Origin of the sequence: Devosia rhodophyticola (assembly GCF_028816475.1) — a bacterium.
Taxonomy (GTDB): domain Bacteria; phylum Pseudomonadota; class Alphaproteobacteria; order Rhizobiales; family Devosiaceae; genus Devosia; species Devosia rhodophyticola.
In genome coordinates, this window is record NZ_CP118247.1 from 577836 (window position 1) to 597709 (window position 19874).

Sequence of the window (19874 nt, forward strand, 5' to 3'; positions counted from 1 at the left end):
CCGACACGCGGGGATTAGATGGATAAATTACCGGGCAAAGGCGGCTGCGCGTTCCAGCGCCGCCAGATCGCTTTTGGCCGTCAGGGCCACCCGGGCGCGTTCGGCGGCATCACGCGCTGTAACCAGGGCAACTTCTGCATATTCCGGTTCACCCGCTGCAATAGTTTCAAGGCCTGCCAGCAGGCGCAGTACCACCTCGATGCTGGCCGCGCCATCGCGGGCGATGGAGCGAAATGCATCCTCGAGCAACTCCGCCGGTTCGAGCGCTGCCACCGACAGGCGGACATATTTTACAGCGCGTGGCCCGTCATCTTCCCTGTGGGCGGCCAATATCCGCACCAGCGTGCCAATTACATCTATGGCCGTGCCGGGATCATTGATGCCGGGCGACAATGCTTTTCCGGCAATTTCGCTCAAGGTGATCAGCCCATATCGCGGATCACTTTCAAACGTCCTGCTGTCGCCGATGACAAAGGCATTAGCCAGCCGTTCGCGCGTCTCGTCGTCAACCTCGCCCATCACCACCATCAGCGGCCAGTTCGGCGCGGCATAGGCACCGGGGCGCGAGACTATGGCAATTTGCAATTCGTGCTCGTCGGCGACGCGCTGGAGTTTGGACACATCAATGTGCTGCACATAGCCGATCTTGTCGGCAACCAGTGGCACGCCGGACGGTTCACCGCGCAAGACCGAGCAGCCGAACAATTGCCGGTTGGACAGCGCATCAAAAGCTCTGGTTGTCGCCGCCTCAACACGGTCGATGGTTTCGGTGACCCGGCCGATTGCCGAAATCTGGCCGATCCAGCGGATCAGTGCCGCGATGACCAGTACAACCACGACAATGGTCACCGCAAACAGCAATAACCGCCCCGCTTCACTATAAATGCCCGATGACAGGCCGATAATGCCAACAACTGAAAACAGGAACGCCCCGATGAAAATCGAAATCGAGGTCTGGGCGCTGCGATCGCCCACGATCAGCGGCACGGCGCGCGGCGTAGTGGATTGGGAGGCACTGGCCAGGGCGCTGACCATGGTCGACAGGGCAAAGACCGAAACCGTCAGCAGGCTCGATGCCAATATGGTCAGGATCGACACAACGCCGTTCGAGGGCACGGTGAATGGCAATTTGTCGGCGGCGGGGGCGTAGCGCGCGCCATAATAGGCGATCAGAATGGTAACTATGGCGCCGAGCGAGAATGCCGCAGGCAGAAACCACATGCGTTGCGCCATCTGGCGAAACTGAAAACTGATCTGACTCACCGAAGTCCCCCGTTGTTCAAGATGAACGCAGACAAACCTAAAGGGTTGTCAAAAAAGCGAAAGCCCCCACAGATCAGGCAACACCGCGGCCAAACTTTCGACGTGCGTCGAGCGCCAACCCCAGCCCCACGCTGCCCAGAACATCTGTGCGCACCATGTTTGCACCGGGAAAATATGACGCCAGCGTACGGCCAATCACTGGCAGTTGCGTTGAACCACCAGTCATGATGACGCTGTCAATCTGTGCTGCGTTGATGCCTGCAAGGGTCAGTGTCGCTCCAATGGTGTCGGCAATGCGCCCAACCGAGCCCGCAATGGCCTCGCTCAATTGGGCAATTGTGATGGGGGTGGCAATTTCAACGGCGCCCTGGCGATAATCGAACTCGATCGCGTCCACATCTGACAGAGCAATCTTGACGGCTTCCACCGCGCCGATCAGGCGGTGCCCCTGCCGCCCTTCCACCACGGCGATCATTTGGTCGACACGCTCGGCCTGCTGCGCCTCTCGCCGCGTGCTCCTGAGGTCGCGCAACGTTTTGGCCGTATAGAGCCGGTTGATCCGGTGCCAGGTTGATAAATCATAATAGGGCGCCGTTGGCAGATGCCGCTTGCCGTCCCGCGTCGTGGTGCCCAAACCCAGTTCGGGCATCACCTCGGCCATTGACAATAGCCGGTCAAAATCGGTGCCGCCGACATGAACCCCCGCTGTGGCCAGAATATCGTCGCTTCGATCCGGCTTGCCGGCAAGGTCGGGGCCGACGCGCACAACGGAAAAATCGGACGTGCCGCCGCCCAGATCGACGATCAGCGCCAATTGCTCGCGTTCGGCCTGCCGTTCATAATCGAGCGCGGCGGCAATCGGTTCATATTGAAAGTCAATGTGGGCAAACCCTTGCGCCCGCACCGCCTCGCGTAACTGGTTCTCCGCGTTGCGGTCGGCTTGGCTATCATCGTCGACAAAATGGACCGGCCTGCCGACGACGACACTATCAATCGGCCCGCCCAGCTGGACTTCGCCGCGCCGTTTGATCTCAGCAATGAAAATGCCCAAAATTTCGAGAAATCCGAGCGAGCGCACCTTGATCCGGGTGGTTTCCCCGATAAGCGCCGTGCCTAGGACGCTTTTGAGCGAGCGCAACAATCGCCCTTCAACACCAGCGACATATTCGGCCACGCCTGCCCGGCCAAAATGGACAAGATCATCTTCAAAGCTGAAGAACAGCACGCTGGGAATGGTGGGATTGTCGGCTTCAAGCGGTAATAACCGCGGGGCGCCGCCGGTTGAAACCATGCCCATGGTCGAATTGGACGTGCCGAAGTCGAGGCCGCAGGCAAAGGGCATGGTGGATCATCCGTTTAGAAGGATGGCCCTCTTATAGAATGGTGGTCAGTTTGAAAAGCCTCAGGCGGCCTTTGCCTTTCTGGCCGCGCCCGAACGGGCTCTGTCGCCCTTTGGTTTGCGCAGATCGACGGTCTGCAGTCGGCCCAGACCACGACGCGCCGCCTTGGCCTGCGCCTGGGCTGCCACTTCAAAGAATTTCTTGTCGAGATTGCCAGTTGGATTGGCCACCGCAATACCGATGCTTACCGTGACCACACCGGCATGGCTTTCCTTGTGCTGAACCGCTTCGTCATGCACCGCCTTGATAATCTTGCCAGCACCCTTGCGCGCCAGCAGCAGCGGATAGTCTGGCAACACCACTACAAACTGGTTCCGGCCGAACCGGAAGCATCTGTCCTGCTCGCGCGGCAGATTGGCGTTGATCGTGGCCAGTACCGTCTCGACGCATTCTTCACTTACCACCTTGCCATAGGCGGAAAAATAATCTCCAAACCGGTCGAGATCAATCACCATCAGGCACATTGAAACATTGATGACGCCCGAAACCATCCAGGCCTCGGCCATTTCAGCCTCAAGCTCAGCGCTGAGGCGCGGCTTCATGCCAAGGGATCGTGCAATGGCTGCCTTGCCGTAAGCTGGTGTGCGTTCGCGTTCAGAATCGCGACCAATACGCAGTCCCCCGAGGGCGGCGCGCACCTTGCCCCAAAATAGATCATTGCTTGCGGGGCTTAGGTCGGAGACGCTCATGGCTGGCCTGTTCTGGGCTAAGCTGCGGAAAATACTTGGGCTTATCTCGCCATATTATGGTTAATACCAAGTAAACCCGTTCGCTTGTCGGCCAACGTCAAACCCGTTAGAGTTCTTCGGGCGGCTCCCATTCAGGCCAGTCCACGGCGTGATTTTCCCAGTCGTCGGGGGCGATATCCAGTTCGCTGAAGGTGCGCCCTTTTACCGATACGCCAACATCGACAACTGTTTGCGGATCGCCCGACACCAGCGGATGCCACCAGGCCAGCCCCTTGCCCTCTGCCAGTCGGCGATAAGCGCAGGTGGTGGGGATCCATTTTATTTCGGTGATATTTTGCGGCGTCAGCTTGATGCAATCGGGCACCTGCTTTTGCCGACCGGGATAGTCGGTGCAGGCGCAGGTGTCGCCATCGAGCAGTTTGCAATGCACATCGGAGGTGATCAGCAGGCCCGCTTCCTCGTCCTCAAGCTTGATCAGACAGCAGCGGCCACAGCCATCGCATAGCGCTTCCCATTCGGCGGGGCTCATCTCCTCTAGCGATTTTTCGTCCCAGAAAGCCATATTATCCGTTCGCGCCATTCATGATATTGTGTGTTTGCTCTTGTAGCATGGCTCGCGCAATCATATTCAGGCGATTAACTTGCTATTGTGGCGTCATCGTTCAACATTTGGATGATGCCCACTGTGGGGCAATAACGAGCGTGGCGATGCAAGACCCCTTTTACACCAAACAGAAGCACGCCAAAAAATCCAACATGCTGGCGGCTGACGCGTGGCTGGATTCCTCGCTGTTCGAGTTTGGCCAGTCCTTGGGGCGTGGCTATACCCGCTTTCAGGATTTCATGGGGATTTTCAGGGTCCGTGGCATCAAGCGGCTGTTTGTCGAACTGGTATCGGACGGGCTGACCTTTGGCGCGCTTGGCACAATTTTGGTGCTGCTGCTGGCGTTTCCAGCCTTTGATGTGACGGCCACCGGCGAATTCAACAAGGCCGAAGACTATTCAGTGATCTTTCTGGACAAGTTCGGCAATGAGATTGGCCGTCGCGGCATTCGTTCCGATGATAGCGTGGCGCTGGCCGAGATGCCCGACTATCTGGTCAAGGCGACGCTGGCGACCGAGGACCGGCGCTTTTATGATCATTTCGGTGTCGATGTAGTTGGCACCTTGCGCGCCATCGTCTCCAATACCCAGGGCGACAGCAGCACCCAGGGCGGCTCCTCGATTACCCAGCAATTGGCCAAAAACCTGTTCCTGTCGCCTGAGCGCACCATCGAGCGCAAGGTCACTGAGGCCTTTTTATCGGTGTGGCTGGAATGGCATTACACCAAGGATCAGATCCTCAAACTATATTTTGATCGCGCTTATATGGGCGGCGGCAATTTCGGGGTGACGGCGGCGGCCGAATATTATTTCGGCAAGAAAGTCAGTGACATCAATCTGGCCGAAGCGGCCATGCTGGCAGGCCTGTTCAAGGCACCAACCAAATATGCGCCGCATGTCGATCTGGCCGCTGCCCGTGGCCGCGCCAATGTGGTGCTGACCAATATGGTCAATGCCGGTTTTCTGACCGAGGGACAGGTCACGGCCGCCCGCCGTCACCCCGCCTCGCCGGTCAACCGCACCGATGATGTCGACAGTCCCAATTATTTTCTCGACTATGCCTTTGAGCAGGCCAAGGACATCATCAGGGCCAGCCGACACACCTCCAATAATTTCACCGTCCGCACCACCATCGACACGACATTGCAAAAATATGCAGAGGACTCGATCAATTCGGTGATCCGTGAAAATGGCGAACAGTACAAAGTCGGACAGGCCGCCATGGTGGTCACCGATACCAAGGGTGCCATTCGCGCCATGGTCGGGGGCACCGACTATGGCAAAAGCCAGTTCAATCGCGCTATCGTCTCGACACGCCAGCCTGGCTCGGCGTTCAAGATTTTCGTCTATTCGCAGGCGTTCGAACAGCTGGGCCTGACCCCGTCCGACACCATTTCGGACAGGCCGGTCTGTATCGGCGACTGGTGTCCGCAAAATTATGGACGAAACTACAAGGGGCGGGTCACGCTGTTGAGCGCTTTTGCCGCCTCGATCAATACGGTACCCGTAACCCTCTCGATCAAGACCGGTCGCGACCCAATCGCGGCGTTAAGCCACCGCATGGGCCTGCAAGCCGATTATCCGGTCACCCGCTCGCTGGCGCTGGGGGTTGCTTCGGTGTCGGTGCTGGACATGACCTCGTCCTACGCCGTTCTGGCCGACGATGGCTACAAGACACCAGCCTACGGTATCACCCGCATCACCAGCCTTACCGGCGATGTCATTTTCAACAAGGATATCAACGCCCCGCGGGAGCGCGTCTTGAGTGAGAAGACGGTCGCCAACATGAACCTCATGTTGCGCCGGGTGATTACCAATGGCACCGGGCGTCGCGCCCAGGTTCCCGGCGTTCCTGCGCTTGGTAAATCAGGCACCACATCGTCCTATCGAGACGCATGGTTTTGCGGTTTCACCGGCAATTATGTGGCGGCGGTGTGGTTCGGCAACGACAATTACCAGCCCACCAACCGGCTGACCGGCGGCAGTCTACCGGCGATGGCGTGGCAGAAATTCATGGCCTTCGCCCATACCAATGTCCAGATCGAGCCGGTATTCGGCGTTGATTTCGTGCCTGAACAAACCATCGTCGCCGACGCGGAGACCGATGAAAACGCCGACGAAGCCGCGCAACGTCCGCCGGGTCTCAAGCCCGGTGCTGCGACCAAACTGATCGATCTGGCAGATCGACTCAAGTTGGCGCAGCAAGCACTCGAAACTTCGCCAGATCAGGCCATGGCCACGTCCGCCATCGTCCCAAACACTCGTTGAACGGTTGATGAAGGGCGGAAACGCCTTTCTAAGCGCGGGCGCGGTTGCTATAGGCAAAGGCAGCGGCCTTGCCGGTCGTCGGCGCTGATCGAGCCCCAGATGCCCATTTCAACCCGTTCGGACCGTTAGCCCTTGCGTTTCGTTTTCAATCTTCTGGCCATGCTGGTCGTGGCGCTGGGTACCGGGTTCGGGCTGAGTTATATGGCCCTATCCGATACCGGGCTTTTGGGCGGCCTGCATTCGGGACCCTGGGTCGCCTGGCCTGATGTCGGCACACCAAATCCCAACCCCTACACGCGCGCGCATCTGGCGCGACAGGCCAAGCTTCAGCTTGGTCAGTCCGAAGGGCTGCAATTTGTCGCCAGCACCGATGGCAATGGCGTCGCGCTCGATCTGGCCTGCACCTATCACCTGAGCGGTTTCACGCCGGTCGCGACCCTTTGGACGCTGGTGGCGCTGGATCCCGAGGGGATCAATCTTGCCCGTCCCGGCACCAGCGGCTGGATCGGCTCCAATCAATTGTCCCGCAACGAAGACGGTAGTTTTACCCTTTATATCGGCAGTCGGCTGGAGCCACACAACTGGCTCGAAGTGGGCGGCTCCGGTCCCTTTGTGCTGTCGCTGACCCTATATGACACCGTTGCCGCGTCGGGTTTGAGTTCAGCCGAGATCGCCATGCCGACCGTTACCCGGGTGCAGTGCTCATGAAACGCACGCTGATCTGGCTGGCGGGCGGGGTCTTGCTTGGCGGCATCATTCACCTGATCGTCATTCTGACGCTGCCCGCGCTTGCCGAGAATACGGTTTGGACGCGGATTGAAAGCCTTGATGCGCGCAACAAGATTGTCCTGCTGCCGCAGGTCAAACCCGGGCAGCCAAATCCATTGGGACTTGATCCCGGTCTGAGCTACGGGGTGTGCCAGCTCGATCTTTCCGATGGCCCGGCCTATTTGAACGGCACCCTGCCCGATGCCTTCTGGTCAATCGCGATTTATGACCGCAATGGCACCATTGAATATTCAACCACCAACCGCGACGGTATCGGCCGGACGCTGCAGATGGGCATTTTCAATTCGAGCCAGACGCGCCTTCTGGCCGAACAGCGGATTGATATTGCCGAAGGGTTGTTGATCATTGAGGCGAGCGCTAACGATCTGTTCGTCGTTGTCCGGCTGGCGCCACCGCATCGGGCTGTGCGTCCGCGCTACGAAAGGGCGCTGTCCGCTATTTCCTGCGGTCCCAAACAATAGCCTATTTGATGGCGATGACTTCGTTGTCGATGCGCATGGTCTGATAGCGCGAGGGAATGACAAAACCCGAATTGGCCCGCCCTCCCGCCATTTGCGAACAGAAATCGCCGCGATTGGCCCGATCGACATGGTTTTTCATGTCGGCGAGCTTGGCATCGACATCCATTGAACGTTCATCGGGCGTTTCCACCAACAAATGGTCGAGCGCATAATTGTAGCTGGCATAACGGTAATTCAGCGCCCGAACGAACCAGGCGATAGAGGCCAGGTTTTCCGTGCGACGCGCATCAACCCCGGCACGCACGTCCGGTTCAAGATCCGAAAGCGCATCGCGGGTGATCAGGCGCTGGCGATCAACCTCGATGACCTTGCAAATGGCCACAAAAGTTTCCGGCACTGTATCGGTGTCCGCCAGAATATCGGCCCCAACGGCGCTGTAGCGCACCGGCGCAGAGCGGAAATTGCTCCGTTGCAGCCATTCGTAATAGCTCTTTTCGGAAAAATTCTGGTCAAGCGGCGGTGTCAGACGCGTGCGTTGTAGTTCCACGGCGGTGTTCTGAAACCAGTTACTGGTGTGTTCGGCCACCAGAAAACGCCATACCCGATCGTGCATTTCCACTTCGATGTCGGTCTGGTTGAATTGAGAAACCGCATCGCCCCGGCCATAGGCCAATAGCTTGCCAGCCGCCGGCATGGCGGTGTCGTGGGTAAAGCTTGGCTGAGCGCGGCCGAAATCACCCGTTGGCCGGGCAACGCACCCCGCCCCGAGCAAAAGCGCTGTCACGCCAAGTGCGCGCGTAGTCCACCGAACCCAGTTATCCACGCTTGCGGCTGGGCTTTGGCTTTGATGGACCAATGCGCGTGTTGGGCACAGTTGCTGGCGTCGTTCCGCGCTCATAACGCACCCCGGTAAAAATCAATATCTGGGCCTCACCGGTCGTAGATCTGGCCCTTCTGGCCGTCAGTCGCCGTTGGTCGAATTTGACGAGCTTTCCCAAGCTGGCCTCCACATGTCGGTTCCCCCGTCCCTACCGGAGGCAACACAGTTCGAAAAAAACAGTCAGGCGCGACGCCCCTCGCGCATATCCCCATTAAGAGATCGTCAAGGTTAACAGTCTGCTAACGAATTGGCGGCAAGAGTGTGGATACGCACATTCTTCCGCGTTTAATGAGTCGATGGTTCAAAAATGCTTGGTTTCCAGCCCTACGAGACTTTCCAGCTGCTGATAGAATCCGGCGGTGTTGACCGAACCAACACTTTATTGATCGCCGCGTGCGACGCCTATGCGCGCCGCGGGCGACCGACAAATCCCGAAATGGAGCAGTTTGAGGCTCTGGCCTCGCGCCTGTTCCCGATTGCCGGGCCGCAGGCCAAGGCCAAGGGCGCTGCGATCCTTGGGCGCGCCGAAACGCTGTCGCCGACCCTTGAAGCCCTGGTTGTGGCCAATATCGGCGAAGATATGGGCGAATTCCTGCAGCGAAGCGACGAGATTTCCGAAGCAACGCTGATCGAAATCATTGCCCGAGGCGATGTTGCGGCTGCCAGCATGATTGCGCACCGCCCTGACCTGTCCAATGTGGTTTTGGCCAAGCTGTTCCAGATGAATTCGCGCAAGGTTTACCGGGCGCTGGCCGCCAATGGCGCGATTGCGCCTCGTGGTGCCTATCTCAGTGCGCTGGCCCGTTCGGCGCAAATGGATCATATCGTGGCCGAATCACTGGCCGAGCGTGACGATTTCGACTGCGCCCTGCTGGCCCCTGCCTTTTTTGATCTTTCCGATGATCACCGGATCAAGGTCATCAAGGCCTTCACCAATCGGCAGACCCCGGTTGCCCCGATCAAGAAGACCATCGAACTGCTTTCGGTCGCCAATCAGGAACTGACCAAGGCGTTGATGAAGCTGTTTTCAGAAAACCGCCGTCCCGAAGTTACCAAGCTATTATCCCAGATCAGCGGGCTGGACGAGGTCCGTTGCGGCCAGATCGCCCATGATGTGACCGGGGCTTCCCTGTTCGTGGTATTGCGCGCCTTTGGCTGCAGTGCCTATGACGGGCTCAAGGTCTTGATCCATGCCACCTCGCACGATCAGGAACGGTCGCGCGCGCTGGCTGATTTTGCCACGCTGTTTGGCAATGTAACGCCCGAATCCATGGCCTATCTGATGAGTGCATGGCGCGGGGAGGTCAATCTGCTCGATCTGGCCAAGCCCGAATACAAGGCCTTTACCCAGACCAGCCGCCGCACACCCATGCTGGCACCGGCCCACAATCCGGTGGTGGAACAGGCCATCGAGGCACTGGCGCGAATTGGTGCCAAGCGCGCCGGCTAATCGAGCATTTCGATACCGGCATCATCACCGCGCAGATCGAGACTTAATACCCATAGATCAGGGTCAAATTCGAGCTCGCGCTCAATGCGCGCCCGCACTTTTTCCGAGGCAACCCGAATCAGGCGCCGCTGAAACACCAGATCGGCGTCCCGTTCGACCAGCGCCATGCCCGGTGCCGGGGTCAATAACGACAAGGTGCCGTCGAGATGATCAATTTCGATAAAGACCTGTCCGGCAATCGGGTCGCCCCGACGCGACACCACGCACATATTGCCCAGATCATTGTGACGCCGCACGAATACGCCGCACCACAGGTCGCTGCGCAGTCGCGACATTAGAAGGTGGCGCCGGCTGCGGCGAGCAAGTCTACCAACTGGGGCGTCACCCGACCGGTCACGTCATAGTTGTAATAGACTTCAAAATTGCGGACGGCGCGCGCCGTTTCTTCGCCTGCTTCGCCGTCAATCGGTCCATGCATGAAGCCAAGGCTCGCCAGTCCCCGCTGCACCTTTTCGGTGATGCTGAGATTGGCGTTGCGCGCCGCCTGTCTGACGGGCGCTGCTGGCTGGCTGACAACGGGCTGAGCAACAGCTTGCGGGGGGAAACGATTGCCACGGGCGCTGCGTTGGCTGCTACCGGTTGGCGGGCAATAGTCCGTCCGACCGGCTGGCTGGGCACCGGGACATAGTTCGATGTCGGTGCGCTGCGTCCATTATCAATGGCGGAGACGATCCCGTCGATGGTGTTGGCGGCGCTTTGTGCGACAGTATTAAGTGCCTCGCCAATCTGGTCCTGCGGCTCGATGGGCGGCAGGCGGGCAATCAGGCGGTCTTGATACACAGGCTCGATGACAGCGGCCCGCAGCACCGGGGCTGCCTCGGTCCGCGTCTGCACCAGCGGCGGCATCGGGATGGGCGCAGCGGCTGCCTGCGGCCGCGGTGCGAGGCCCTGAGCATCGGCCCGCATGATGGCATCGACAATTTCAGAGCTCATGGCGCCGGTCGGCTTGTAGCCGTTGCGGGTCTCAAAGGCGCGGATAGCCTGGGCCGTCATTGGCCCGTAATAACCATCCAACTCGCCCTGAAACAGGCGCATCTCGCTTAGCTTCTTTTGCAAATTGTAAACGTCGGTATTGCCAACCGGGCCATCTGATTGCGGAGCAACGCTGCCGGTTACAGGCACCGGTTCAGCAACCACCGGCATCGGAGCCAGCTGTGGTGCCGGTGCAACGCGCGATTGCTGGACCGCAGGCAGCGGCGGCGGCACGGTTGGATCGGCCATGAACATTGGCGCTGGATGAATGGCAGTCTGAAAATAGAGCGCATTGCTCCCGGCAAGCGCGGTCATGCCTACCAGCGCGGCTAGCGCTGTGTTGGTCAGTGGTGCCCGGAAATATCGCGACAAGGCCCAAAGCCCCATGCGCCCGAGGGAAGTTGCGATGGCGCTTCCGGCTGCCAAAGGCAGATGGGTCAAGGTTGTGGCTGTCATATTGCGTTTCTTTTTTCGTCTTGCCATGGAATCGTTTCGATGGGCGCCGTGTCAGGATAAAGGGAGGTGACGGTTGCAGTCTCCCGCAGTTTTATTGCTGGACCGTTTATAGGCAGCAAAACAGTCATGGTTGTCCCTGCTCCAAATTCGGACATGGCACGCAATGTGCCGCCGTGCAGTTCCACCAGTCCCTTGACGATGGACAGGCCAAGCCCGGTCCCCTCATAGGCCCGTGCCAGACCATCATTGGCCTGATAGAACGGCTCGCCGATATGGGCAATCGCTTCGGCCGACATGCCAATGCCATTGTCGCTGACCGAGAGATTGAGGTACTGGCCCTGCTGCTTGAGCGATACCGTCACCTCGCCAGCATCATGGCTGAATTTGACGGCATTGGAGAGCAGATTGATCAGGATCTGACGGCAGGCGCGTTCATCAGCCACCACCGTGGGCAGTAACCTGGCGATGCGCGAACTGATTCGAATGTCGCGTTCATTGGCAACCGCTTGCACCATCTTGAGGCAGGGCTCGACCAGATCGTCGGGTGCCATATTGTCAGTGCTGATCTCAAATTTACCCGCCTCGATGCGCGACATGTCCAAAAGCATGCGCACGACTTCGAGCAAATGGGTGCCGCTTTGGTGAATCAAACCGGCATATTCGCGATGCGTATCCGACATTTCCCCGCCGATGCCGCTGGTCATCATTTCGGAAAAACCAACGACAGCGTTGAGCGGCGTACGCAATTCGTGCCCTATGGTTGCCAAAAACCGGGACTTGGCAATCGAGGCTTCTTCAGCCACGTGCCGTGCCGCTTCCATTTCAGCTGCCTGATCGCGGCGGCGCGTTACATCGCGCAGCAGCCCGACAACTTCAAAGCGCGAGCCGCTGGTGCGGGTTTCATCCACCGGTGAAAAATTGATCTCAACCCAGATAAATTGAGGTACAGCCGTGTTGGCGTGTGGATCGTCCTGACGCATCCGCACTTCGATGGTGCGCTGAATGCCGGCCTGATTGGCGTCGGCAAAGGCGGTCAGATAGGTAGGACGATCGGCAACATGAATGCGCTGACCCAACCCTGTCCCAGTCAATTCATAGCGCGGGCATCCAAAAAGCTTTTCGGACGAGCGCGACAGGAACAGCAACTCGCCACTACTCGAATAGCGGAATACGGCGTCCTGAACATGCTCGATCAGGTGCCGATAAGTCGCCAGTTGGGATTTTTCCTGAATTTCAAAGCTCATGCCGATCCGCCCGGCTGTGCGGGCGATCATGACAGCGCCCAGCGCAAAGCCGATCAAGCCGACAAGTCCCAGGTCCACATGTTCAACGATCAGCGGCGCTTTGCCAAAAGTGGCTGTGACGCTGGCGATCAGGCCAATGGCAACCATCAGGGTCCAGCTGATGCGCCTGATCTGAGGCCGCGCCATCAGTGAGGCATAGATTGGCCCCAGCAGGGCAATGGCCAGCCCGCCGTCAACAAAGCGACTATCGGCCAGCGTCAGCAGCATGCCCGCTGTCAACAAGAGATAGACCTGAGCGCAGGCAGCTTCCTCATAGCGCGCGTGGCGCTGCAGCATCAGTGTGGTTGCGCCACTGATCAGCGCAAGCACGGCGACAAAAAATGGCAGCGTTGCGCCCTGCAGTGCGGTGTAGATCACAATTGGCATGATCAATGCACTGGCCACGATGATGAAGATTGCATTGTCGGCCAGCGTCTGACGACGCAGGTCCTCGGGACGACTACCGCCACCGGTGATCGCCTCGGCAATCTCTTTGCTTTCGCCAAAAGAGAAAAAGCTACGCATTACATAAACTCACTTCCACGACGCCTTATGGACTAGCCACAGCCTGATAATTGTTCAGGTCTCATTGGCTGCCACCCTGCGACCCAAGGCCTAAGACACAATTAAATGCAGGGGGCCAGGAACGCCTGAAGCGAGGTTTGGAAGCTTGTTTCTACGGTTAGCGTAAACAAGACCTTGCCCAAAGTTGAGCGCGGCCCGTCGCCTTTAGCTAAAACTTTATTGAATTCGCGCAACCCGTCTTAAAGGGGACTGTCTAGAAATGGTCCTCAACAGCGATGGCTTGCCCGCCATTGTGTTTGATATTTGGCTTGGACCCGGATCATGTTTCTGTTTCGCTCTGCATTCTGGCTGCTTGTTGCCTTCATGGTGATCAAACCCGGCGTTGATCTGAATGCGGCTGCCGGTTCGATTTCGGCGCAGGCCATGACACGCGGCCAACAGTTGATTACCCAACAGATCGAAGCCACTCAATGCACTTCATTGCAGTGTGCCGGCGGCAGGGCGGTCTTGGCTGCTGCCCTTACCCCTTCCCCGCAGGTCGGCACTCCCATGCAGGCTTCGTCGACCATGGTTCAGGTGCCGCTACCGCGGCGGCGCCCGGGTCTTGCGGGTTAGAATGCGCTTGCCCGCGCATTCTTGACGCTCCGGAGGCTGGCGTCCCCAAATTCCGCCCACCCTCCGGCCTGAGCCACAAGCACGCTGCCCCGTGCTTGTGGCTCCTTTTTTGCGCCCCACTATACTAGATAGAGCGCATGGATCAGCCAGAAGCCTTTCAGGAAATTGCCGACAACCTTACCTTTCTTGATGATTGGGAAGAGCGGTATCGCTACATCATCGAACTGGGTCAGTCGCTATTGCCACTGGCGGAGGCGGAAAAGACCAATGCCAATAAGGTGCACGGCTGTGTTTCCCAGGTCTGGCTGGCCTCCGACAGGGGCGAGCGGGCGGGCGAACCGGTGCTCAATTATCGCGGCGAGTCTGACGCCATGATCGTTCAGGGGCTGGTTGCTGTACTGCTGGCGCTCTATTCTGGGCGCACCGCTGCCGAGATCGCGGCCACCGACGCCATCGAGATCTTTGACAAGCTTGGCTTGCGCGAACATTTGACCGCCCAGCGGGCCAATGGTCTGGTGGCCATGGTCAATCGCATTCGCGGTGAAGCCAAGGCACTTTCCTAGCGGAGAGCCAGTCCTTCATTCGAAACGTTGGGGGCGTTGCTCCAGCCAGAAATGCTCGCCCCTTGTAGTCGCGCCCCTTGTTGTAGCGGACAGACCAAAAAAGGTAGCCAATTGATCCAGCCCGATGCGCAACACCAGCTTGGCGCTGCGTCGCGGCCAGCCGCGCTCGCTTTCAACTACCTGCAACCCCTTGAGCAGCCCGCACACATCGAACACAACGCCCGCGCAATCTGTGGGCAAAGTCCGGGCGATGTCATTAAGCCTTCGCCGCGCGTCTATGGCCAGATCCCCCACATCGCCGACGCCCATCGCCGATCTGGCGCAGATCGAGCGGCTGGCATCGTAGCTCATGGTGGTGCGCGGGCTCAGTCCGGCACGTTCAACCAGATGGCGCAGCCGTTCACCGGCCTCAACCTGATGCGGTGCCAGAAACGGTTTTGCCCCGCCCCTGCCCGGTGCTGCAAGCCGGGCCAACGGGCTTTCATCGAGATTGCGGGTAATTGCATCACCATCAGTGCTTAAATGGCGATGCTGGTCGGCAAATCCCGCCGCGTCTGATTTTTGCCGGTTCAACCAGTGGCGCGCTTCTGGTGTCGGCGTGCAATATCCGGCATTGCCCGTCAGCACCCCTTGCGAGATCAAGCCTGCAACCGCATTTGCCGACAGTCGCGCTGTGCTTGTTGCCGTTGCAAGCACATATTGTCCCTGCCCGTCAGGCATAGCCTTTCCGTCAGGCATCAGCGCCCGCACGAAACGGATCGAACGAAGCTCAGCCCGCGCCATGACCGGTCCCCTCATCGCCCTGCAGCAGGCTTGCCTCAATCTGCCGTTCCAACTGATCGACAGCGGCGTCAAACCGCGCATCGTCTCGACCGTCTTCGATCAGGGCACAGGCATAAGAGACTGTAGTCCTATCACGACCAAAGACTCGCCCCACTTCAGTCAGGCTTCGTCCCAGCGAGACATGAATCAGATACATGGCAAGCTGACGCGCCTGTGCGGTGTTTCGGCGACAGCGCGATGGATGCGTCAGCAACCGCGCTGCTATCTTTTTTCTTTTGATACCAGATTGATAACCGCCAAGCTGGCGCTATCCTCGACGTAGGTTTCAATAGTGAATTTGCGCCGCTTGGCGTTTGCCGTTAAAGGCTCGCTGAGATGCATGATCTGTCTCTATCCATACAAGGAATTAATTCCTATACCATGGATCAGAAACGAGATAGCGGGGATAAGTTGTACAAATCCACACGCCCGGCATATCGCCAGGACTTTTTTGCCGCCAGGCAAAAGTTTGCAGCTAGGCAAAAGTTTACAGCCAGGGAGGAGAGCGCTGTGCCGCGCCTACAGGGCGCGGCGTTCAGACTCGCTACTGGGCAGCGCGCAGACGCAAACGCTGGCCGTTTGCCGCAAACATGCGCAGATCGGCACGGTTGAAGCCAACTTCGAGGGCATCGCCCGCCGCTGGCAGAGCACCGCCACGGCGTTCGCAAACGACCAGTTCGTCGGATTGGGTCTGGGCGTGGATAAAGTACGCGCCGCCCATATTTTCCACCACATCGACGTTGACCGGCAGGCGAATATCCCCGGCGCCTTCGTAATGGAACTGCTCAGGGCGGATACCGACGCTGATTTCTTCGCCATCGACCCAGCCAGCCGGGTCAATCGCGCCGAAATCAACAGTGCCGCCGGCCGCCAGCGTTGCGCTGGCCGTACCGTCGCTGGCCAATTTGACCTTGCCGCGCAGGAAATTCATTCGAGGTGACCCAATAAAGCCGGCCACAAAGAGGTTTTCAGGGTCGTCATAAAGTTGAACCGGCGTACCCTGCTGTTCAATCTTTCCAGCGCGCAGCACCACGATCTTGTCCGCCAGTGTCATGGCTTCGGTCTGATCGTGGGTCACATAAATCATGGTTGCCGCCAGTGCGCGGTGCAATTTGGCGATCTCAACCCGCATTTCAACGCGCAATTCGGCATCCAGATTGGACAAAGGCTCGTCAAACAGGAACAGTTTTGGCTCGCGCACGATGGCTCGGCCAATCGCGACGCGCTGGCGCTGGCCGCCAGATAATTGCCCCGGCTTGCGCTTGAGCAGCGGCTCGATCTTGAGGATGTCGGCAGCCTGGGCCACGCGTTTGTCAATTTCGGCCTTGCTCATATTGGCCATTTTCAGCCCGAAGCCGATGTTCTTTTCAACGCTCATATGCGGATAGAGCGCATAATTCTGGAACACCATGGCGATGCCACGCTCAACCGGAGTGGCGTCGCCCATCTGCACCCCGTCGATCAGCAAATCGCCTTCGCTGATTTCCTCGATCCCCGCGATCATTCGCAGCAAGGTGGATTTGCCGCAGCCGGAGGGACCGACGAAAACGGTAAAGGAGCCGTCTTCAACTTCAAGATCGAGTTTTTCGACAACCCGGGTCGTGCCGTACGATTTACCCGCGCCAACAAAATTCATCTGCGCCATGGCTCTGCTCCTAAACTGACTTTGGCCGGTACGGCCCAATGGACTCGCGGAAGTGAACGGCACAATCGACGACGCTGATCGGCGTCGTCGCGGGCCGTTTGGCCTTATTGTTCTCAAGCAGTCTGGCCTTGATTGCCTGAGCGATATCGTGAACCGGCTGGCCAATGGCGGCCACGCGCGGGGTCGAAAAGTGGAATGCCTCAACATCATCGAAGCTAAACAGTGACAAATCATCGGGTAGCGTGATGTCGTTCTCCTGGCAGAAAACCAGGATACCAAGCGAGATCTGATAGTTGGCCGCAAATATCGCGCTGGGTGGCGTGTCCATTTTCCAAAAATGCTCCATCGCCCGATGCCCATCGGCGCGATACCAGTCGCAGGGGAAAATCAGATCTTCAGGCGCCGGAATGTTGGCGGCTTCGAACGCGTCACGCCAGCCAGCCAGCCGCTCTTTTGCGGTCCAGCGACGCAAATCGCCGGTGACGGCGCCAATCCTCGTGTGTCCCAGCCGGATCAATTCGCTGACCGCCTTGAACGATGCTTCACGATTATTGACAACCACCCGGTCGCCGCCCGCAAAATCGATGATATTATCGTAAGTCACGATCTGCACGCCCTGCGCAATCATCTCGGTAATGTCGTTCCGGTCGGCATCGGGCCAACTCATGATCAACGCCCGTACTCGATGGGTGCGGAAAAATCGCATGGCTTCCTTGGCGACAGCGCTGTTGCTTTCGTGGCAATAGGTGAGCGTCACCAGCCCTTCCTGCGCCAACGTCGTTGCCAGATTGCCCAATAGACCGGCGTGGAATTCGTCATAGTCGGGTACCAACAACCCGACCATGCGCGAATCCGCGCTTTTCATGCCGCTCGCCAACGCATTGGGCGAAAAGGACAAATCGGCAATGGCGCGTTCAATACGCTCCTTATTGGCCGGTTTGACCTCATAGCCGTTGATATAGCGCGAAACCGTGCCGATCGACATGCCTGCCGCTATAGCGACATCGGTAATCGTGGCCGGTTTCTTGTTGGTGCGCGGCATGGCCAAATCAGGCGGCTCCCTTGGTAAAGCCGTTGGGAAAATCGAGCACAATGGCGCGGTGAATATGCAGACGCGGCAGGACAAATTCGACCTGACCATCGTTGATGGTAAAGGCGATATCCTCCCCGCTCAAGGCATCATAAACCCGGCTTGGCGTCTGTATTGAGCGCAGAGAAACCTCGATATCGGCCAAAACCGGAATGTCCTCGATCATTTCCATGAGCCGTTGCCCCGGCGAGATCGGGGGCCTTGCGGCCGCGCACTTGCGGGCCACCAAACAACAGGTGCGCCACCAGCCGCTTTTCCGCGGCCTGCTCGACCAGAGCCACGCGCGCCGCCGATGGCAAATTTGTGCGCAACAGGGCGTTGGGCATCAACCGTTCGATCAGATTATCGACCAGATATTTGTAAATCGGCTGGCCGACATCCTGATAGATTTCAAAGACCGGATAGGCGAGATAACCGACATTATCACTCACCGTCATCACCGGCCCCAGCGACTTGGCGTCGCTATCGACCGGCGCGTGCAAGTGCGAGCAGAAATGCTCATAAGTGCGATTGAAATAGCTTGGCTGCCCCTCGGCCAGAACTGTTGCCGAAGTCGCCCGCACCGCCTCGACCGGGCCATACATGACCACGGGTGATCCCGGAATATGCGCGCCAAGGCTTGCGTCGGTCTTGACCAGGTAGGATGGATCAAAGCCAATCGCGGGCTTAACCACCTCAATGCCAGCATCAATTGCCAGCGCGCCCGTTTGCGGATCGCGTCCGGCCGTGCCCGACAGGATGATCTTGCCGCCTTGGGCAACAAAGGTTTTGAGCTTCGTGGCGAGCCCCGCGTCGACCGGAATCACATCGGGCAATATCAGCAGCCGATAGGGCGCAAAGTCCATTTCAGGATCGACAATGTCGAAGGGACGTTTCAATTCCATCAGCATGCGCGCCGCGCCATCGTCGGCCGGGTTGCCCCGCTTTTCGACGCGGGTGACGAAATATTCCGCCGACAATATGGCGATTTCGCTTAGCTGGCGCGCGCCGCGCAGGAACGGTTCGAGCTTTTCAACCCGCTCATAGGCAGGCTTGATCGAGGCATAGGTGTCGGGGTCAACATGTCCCAGAGGATGCAACTGATCCCCGATCAGACATTTTGCGCCCAGAGCCACCATTTGCGCGCATTCATAAATCAGCGCGTCGGCCCGCTTGTAGCCGCCGAATTCACCCCAGGAGGTGTGGAACTTGCCGGTCTGGCCGAGAAAGTCCATGCCCAATGCCGCAGCATAGCGAGCGCTGGTTGGGAAATGGTCATAGCCCCAAACCCCGGTCGGCAGGCTTTCGAGTTCAAGATGGGAATAATCGTCAAATCGGGCCCTGCCCTGCTTGTCGATGTGCCCCGAATTAAAGAACAGGCGCATTTGCGGATGTTTGGCCCAGATACCAGCGCTGATTTCACGACGGAATTCGGCGTTGACGGCCGCGTCATTGGCCTTGCGATCCAATGGGGAATGGGGATCACGGCCATCGGCGTGCATGCGCTCAACGCAGCGCGGGCAAACGCATTCGAACGAGCTGATGATGTCATAAAACAAGCCCGGCGGTGCGTAGGCTTGCGCCACTTCCAGCCCCATATCGAGCAGATATTTGCGATATTCGGGATTATTAAGGCACAGTGAGTGCCAGGCTGCAGTCAGCTGATAGTTGGCAGAACCATCACCGGGCCAATTGTTGGGCGGGGTACCGCGCCCACTCATCACCCGCCATTCGGGCCGGGTACGCGCGAGATTTTCATCCCATTGCGCGGTAATATAGATCGGCGTTTCAATGTCGGCCTTGCGGCACGCGTCGACCATTTCGCCCAACAGATCTTGCCGCGCCAGCCTGGGATGGGGCGCGCCGACCTTGGTGGGATAATAGCACCAGCCATGATGGCAGCGGGCAAAGATCGAAATTGAATCGACGTGGGCGTCCCTGAGTGTTGCGACGAACTGGTCCGCATCGAAATCGCGGCCAATATCGGCAATGTGCTCCGAGGTATGGAAATCGAGATGGATTTGCCGATAACGCAGTGGCGAGAAGGTCGCGGTTGCCATA

Annotated in this window: 20 protein-coding genes and 1 pseudogene; 6 read left to right on the forward strand and 15 right to left on the reverse strand. The window is 58.5% G+C overall.

All coding sequences use genetic code 11. From position 1 onward, the window contains the following. Positions 1–27 precede the first annotated feature (27 nt). From PSQ90_RS02770 to PSQ90_RS02785, 4 genes are all read right to left on the reverse strand, one after another. Entirely contained in the window at positions 28–1263 is a 1236-nt protein-coding gene (locus tag PSQ90_RS02770) for a DUF2254 domain-containing protein (protein ID WP_282211923.1), read from the reverse strand. Positions 1264–1336: 73 nt separating this feature from the next. Beyond that, positions 1337–2605: an Hsp70 family protein gene (locus tag PSQ90_RS02775; RefSeq protein WP_282211924.1), complete on the reverse strand. Its 1269-nt coding sequence runs from the start codon at positions 2603–2605 to the stop codon at positions 1337–1339. A 60-nt stretch (positions 2606–2665) separates the two neighbouring features. Next, entirely contained in the window at positions 2666–3352 is a 687-nt protein-coding gene (locus PSQ90_RS02780) for a GGDEF domain-containing protein (RefSeq protein ID WP_282211925.1), read from the reverse strand. A 106-nt stretch (positions 3353–3458) separates the two neighbouring features. Next, a complete protein-coding gene (locus tag PSQ90_RS02785) occupies positions 3459–3914 on the reverse strand; it encodes a YcgN family cysteine cluster protein (protein WP_282211926.1) in 456 nt (151 codons plus the stop codon). 146 nt (positions 3915–4060) lie between these two features. Here PSQ90_RS02785 and PSQ90_RS02790 point away from each other — a divergent pair, with 146 nt between their 5' ends. From PSQ90_RS02790 to PSQ90_RS02800, 3 genes are all read left to right on the forward strand, one after another. Next, the gene (locus PSQ90_RS02790) at positions 4061–6223 is read left to right on the forward strand and encodes a transglycosylase domain-containing protein (protein WP_282211927.1); all 2163 of its coding nucleotides are present in this window, start codon (positions 4061–4063) and stop codon (positions 6221–6223) included. A gap of 132 nt (positions 6224–6355) precedes the next feature. Next, a complete protein-coding gene (locus PSQ90_RS02795) occupies positions 6356–6931 on the forward strand; it encodes a DUF1214 domain-containing protein (protein ID WP_282211928.1) in 576 nt (191 codons plus the stop codon). Then, on the forward strand, positions 6928–7473 hold the full coding sequence (locus PSQ90_RS02800) for a DUF1254 domain-containing protein (protein ID WP_282211929.1): 546 nt from the start codon (positions 6928–6930) through the stop codon (positions 7471–7473). Before PSQ90_RS02795 ends, PSQ90_RS02800 begins: the two co-directional genes overlap by 4 nt. A gap of 1 nt (position 7474) precedes the next feature. Here the strand turns inward: PSQ90_RS02800 and PSQ90_RS02805 are convergent, their stop codons facing one another. Then, a complete protein-coding gene (locus PSQ90_RS02805) occupies positions 7475–8257 on the reverse strand; it encodes a hypothetical protein (protein WP_282211930.1) in 783 nt (260 codons plus the stop codon). A gap of 403 nt (positions 8258–8660) precedes the next feature. On the opposite strand from PSQ90_RS02805, the gene PSQ90_RS02810 reads away from it, so the two are divergent. Next, positions 8661–9803, forward strand: coding sequence for a DUF2336 domain-containing protein (locus PSQ90_RS02810; RefSeq protein WP_282211931.1), 1143 nt, complete (start codon positions 8661–8663; stop codon positions 9801–9803). On the opposite strand, the gene PSQ90_RS02815 is transcribed toward PSQ90_RS02810, so the two are convergent. The 4 genes and pseudogenes from PSQ90_RS02815 to PSQ90_RS02825 all read right to left on the reverse strand — a co-directional run bounded on the left by PSQ90_RS02815 (position 9800) and on the right by PSQ90_RS02825 (position 13099). Beyond that, positions 9800–10138, reverse strand: coding sequence for a DUF1491 family protein (locus PSQ90_RS02815; RefSeq protein WP_282211932.1), 339 nt, complete (start codon positions 10136–10138; stop codon positions 9800–9802). The two genes, PSQ90_RS02810 and PSQ90_RS02815, sit on opposite strands and share 4 nt — an antisense overlap. Then, positions 10138–10281: a peptidoglycan-binding domain-containing protein gene (locus PSQ90_RS17105; RefSeq protein WP_407648155.1), complete on the reverse strand. Its 144-nt coding sequence runs from the start codon at positions 10279–10281 to the stop codon at positions 10138–10140. Before PSQ90_RS17105 ends, PSQ90_RS02815 begins: the two co-directional genes overlap by 1 nt. Before the next feature lie 503 nt (positions 10282–10784). Beyond that, a pseudogene (locus PSQ90_RS17110) lies at positions 10785–11318 on the reverse strand (peptidoglycan-binding domain-containing protein); the annotation flags it as partial. Beyond that, the gene (locus tag PSQ90_RS02825) at positions 11288–13099 is read right to left on the reverse strand and encodes a PAS domain-containing sensor histidine kinase (RefSeq protein WP_282211934.1); all 1812 of its coding nucleotides are present in this window, start codon (positions 13097–13099) and stop codon (positions 11288–11290) included. The gene PSQ90_RS02825 and the pseudogene PSQ90_RS17110, both read right to left, overlap by 31 nt. 321 nt (positions 13100–13420) lie before the next feature. Between PSQ90_RS02825 and PSQ90_RS02830 the strand changes: the two genes are divergently transcribed. After that, positions 13421–13714 (forward strand): hypothetical protein, encoded by a 294-nt coding sequence (locus tag PSQ90_RS02830; RefSeq protein ID WP_282211935.1) that lies wholly within the window; start codon positions 13421–13423, stop codon positions 13712–13714. Positions 13715–13851: 137 nt separating this feature from the next. Continuing rightward, a complete protein-coding gene (locus PSQ90_RS02835) occupies positions 13852–14277 on the forward strand; it encodes a SufE family protein (RefSeq protein WP_282211936.1) in 426 nt (141 codons plus the stop codon). Positions 14278–14292: 15 nt separating this feature from the next. Here the strand turns inward: PSQ90_RS02835 and PSQ90_RS02840 are convergent, their stop codons facing one another. The 6 genes from PSQ90_RS02840 to PSQ90_RS02865 form a co-directional block, all read right to left on the reverse strand. Further along, entirely contained in the window at positions 14293–15060 is a 768-nt protein-coding gene (locus PSQ90_RS02840; RefSeq protein ID WP_282211937.1) for a DUF6456 domain-containing protein, read from the reverse strand. Next, complete coding sequence (locus tag PSQ90_RS02845) at positions 15047–15313, reverse strand: helix-turn-helix domain-containing protein (protein ID WP_282211938.1); 267 nt, start codon at positions 15311–15313, stop codon at positions 15047–15049. The genes PSQ90_RS02840 and PSQ90_RS02845 overlap by 14 nt, the downstream gene beginning before the upstream one ends. A 330-nt stretch (positions 15314–15643) precedes the next feature. Continuing rightward, entirely contained in the window at positions 15644–16744 is a 1101-nt protein-coding gene (locus tag PSQ90_RS02850; protein ID WP_282211939.1) for an ABC transporter ATP-binding protein, read from the reverse strand. 10 nt (positions 16745–16754) lie between these two features. Then, complete coding sequence (locus PSQ90_RS02855; protein WP_282212971.1) at positions 16755–17786, reverse strand: LacI family DNA-binding transcriptional regulator; 1032 nt, start codon at positions 17784–17786, stop codon at positions 16755–16757. 7 nt (positions 17787–17793) lie between these two features. After that, on the reverse strand, positions 17794–17919 hold the full coding sequence (locus tag PSQ90_RS02860; protein WP_282211940.1) for a hypothetical protein: 126 nt from the start codon (positions 17917–17919) through the stop codon (positions 17794–17796). Positions 17920–17923: 4 nt separating this feature from the next. Continuing rightward, complete coding sequence (locus tag PSQ90_RS02865; RefSeq protein ID WP_282211941.1) at positions 17924–19873, reverse strand: beta-galactosidase trimerization domain-containing protein; 1950 nt, start codon at positions 19871–19873, stop codon at positions 17924–17926. Between the last annotated feature and the right edge of the window lies 1 nt (position 19874).